Annotated in this window: 2 protein-coding genes and 1 pseudogene; all 3 read left to right on the top strand. The window is 47.9% G+C overall.

The window, feature by feature from the left end:
• The first annotated feature begins 117 nt into the window (after positions 1-117).
• A complete protein-coding gene (locus tag PSI23_RS20930) occupies positions 118-576 on the top strand; it encodes a terminase small subunit-like protein (protein WP_273556884.1) in 459 nt (152 codons plus the stop codon).
• Between the two features lie 198 nt (positions 577-774).
• Complete coding sequence (gene terL / locus PSI23_RS20935; protein WP_273556885.1) at positions 775-2,214, top strand: phage terminase large subunit; 1,440 nt, start codon at positions 775-777, stop codon at positions 2,212-2,214.
• Between the two features lie 8 nt (positions 2,215-2,222).
• Positions 2,223-2,633, top strand: a pseudogene (locus PSI23_RS20940) (hypothetical protein); the annotation flags it as partial.

The following is a 2,633-nucleotide window of genomic DNA, read 5'->3' on the forward strand; positions in this document are numbered from 1 at the left end:
CCATATTTAGGGCGGTGACGCGTGACTTATGCAGAACTTTATAGAGTCCCGACTAAAAAAGTACGGGGTTATATAAACCGAACCAGTTATTTATTCTAATTTATGGGGAAATGGAACATGGGACGACAAAACAAACTCGGTCGCCCCTCTGATTATTTACCGGAGGTGGCTGATGATATATGTGCATTGCTTGCCGAAGGTGAAAGTTTAAGAAGCATCTGTAAGCGTCCGGGAATGCCGAATAAGTCTACTGTATTCCGTTGGCTGCATGAGCATAAAGATTTTTGCGACCAATACGCGCACGCGCGCGAGGTTCAGGCTGAGACGCTAATCGAGGAAACGCTGGAAATTGCCGATGATTGTATTGCCGATCCTGCGGAGGTCGCTAAGGCAAAATTGAGGGTCGATACGCGCAAGTGGTTCATTACGAAAGTTGCACCGAAGAAGTACGGTGAACTGGTGAAGCAGGAAATTGATCATAAATCCACTGACGGCTCTATGACCCCGAACAATATCGACCTCAGTCACCTGAGTTTTGAGCAATTGCAGGAACTGAGAAAAAATAGGGAAAAGTAGTCCTATTTAACATAATAGACCTAACACGAACATGCGATTTTCAACTCAATCAAAATGTCACCCCAATCGGCTAAAAGTTTCACTTCTTTGCCTGATTTCAGGGCGTTTATTTGTGACTGATTTGTTAACAAAATCCAGAAGGTCACTTCGCTGTGATTTTGGTGCGAACGGCGTATTTTTCTCACTTTGGGTACTGACATGGATATCGATAATGCAATGCTGGATGAGGCTATCGAGCAAGAGATTGCCCGGCGCAGTCTGCATGAATTCATTCAGTATATAAACCCCGACTATATCACCAGCGATTTCTCGCGTCAGGTTTGCGCGGCGCTGGATGAATTTTTGATTGATATGATGGCGGGTAAGCGACCGATATTGATATTGGGTGCACCGCCTCAGCACGGTAAGTCAGATATTGTTTCTCGCTATCTGCCTGCGTACTTCTTTGGTAAGCATCCCGATAAACGGGTGGCGGGGCTGTCCTACGGTAAAGATTTGGCTTCTGATATGAACCGTGATGTGCAGCGCATCATGATGAGTGAGGAATACCAAAACCTATTTCCAGCGTCATCACTGAACCCTAAACGGGTTGTCACCGTTGAAACGATGGCAAAGAGGAACAGTGAAGCATTTGAGATTGTGGGTAACAAAGGCTCTTATATCGCGGCGGGTGTTGGTGGGCCATTAACGGGTAAGAAGGTCGATTTGGGCATTATTGATGACCCGATTAAAAACGCCCAAGAAGCATTAAGCCCGACCACCAAAAATGCCATTTGGAACTGGTACGTTTCCACGTTCAAGACGCGCCTGTCGAAAAACAGCGGTGAGATTATCATGGCCACCCGTTGGGCGACGGATGATCTATCCGGCAAGGTCATTGAAATCAGTTCAAAAGCGAAGGTGCTGGCATTCCCTGCCATCAATGAACAAGGCGAAGCGCTGGTGCCTGAATTACACCCCATTGATAAGTTGTTAGAGACTAAGTCGATATTGGGTGATTACTTCTGGTCAGCCATGTACCAACAGTCACCGAAGCCATCGGGTGGCAGCATTTTCAAAGACGACTGGGTCAACTACTATCTGCCGAAAGACTTACCTGAGAAGTTCGATCGGGTTATCCATAGCTGGGATATGACCTTCAAGGACAGTGAGGGCACGGATTATGTTGTCGGTCAGGTCTGGGGCAAGAAAGGGGCTAACTCCTATCTACTGCATCAAGTGCGCAAGCGCATGAGTTTTACCGAAACCTTGAAGGCCGTGAAGGTGCTGGCTGATAAATTCCCCGATGGCCGCCGTAAGCTGGTGGAAGATAAAGCGAATGGCCCCGCGGTAATTGATTCACTCAAAAGCACCGTATCCGGCCTGATCCCCGTCGAACCGGACGGCAGTAAAGTTGCTCGTGCTCACGCGGTGACGGCTGAATGGGAAGCAGGCAATATTTGGCTACCCCATCCTGATATTGCACCGTGGATTAAGGACACCGTGGATGAAATCACCACCTTCCCCGTTGGCGCACATGATGACGTGGTGGATGCCATGACACAGGCACTGCGTGATTTGTACCAAAAGAAACGGGGTATCAGTATGAACCCGGACATTATTAACCAAGCGATGCATCATTCGCGTATTCGTCGGTAAACATCATTATGGCAAGAAAAAAACGTCAGGCTCAAAAGCTGCGGCGGGGATTCACTTTGTCTCAATCTATTTGGGATCGACTGGAATCAGAACAATACATACCTACGTATGATGAAGTTAAAAGTCTCTATGGGCCAGTGAAAACGCTGGGCGCACCGAAAGAGGCTGTCATGGCAATGGATAGCGCCTTAAGTTCTGCGGGCGCGTACACTCTGATTCAACACGCGTGGGAGCATGGACAGGGTTATGCGTTGGGGCCGTCATTTATGGGCTATGCCGCCTTGTCATCATTAACCCAGAACGGTTTGATTCGGGCGTGCATTGAAACCGTCGCTAATGATATGACGCGAGAGTGGATTGAAATCAAAGCCGTTGATATTGATGGTCAGGGTGAAGGCGCTGATAACAATAAAGCCATT

Source organism: Xenorhabdus yunnanensis, from assembly GCF_028598805.1.
Taxonomy (GTDB): domain Bacteria; phylum Pseudomonadota; class Gammaproteobacteria; order Enterobacterales; family Enterobacteriaceae; genus Xenorhabdus; species Xenorhabdus yunnanensis.

Excerpts from the sequence above, each read along its gene's own strand:
- PSI23_RS20930 (WP_273556884.1), top strand. The coding sequence starts at position 118 with ATGGGACGACAAAACAAACTCGGTCGCCCCTCTGATTATTTACCGGAG.
- terL (WP_273556885.1), top strand. The coding sequence starts at position 775 with ATGGATATCGATAATGCAATGCTGGATGAGGCTATCGAGCAAGAGATT.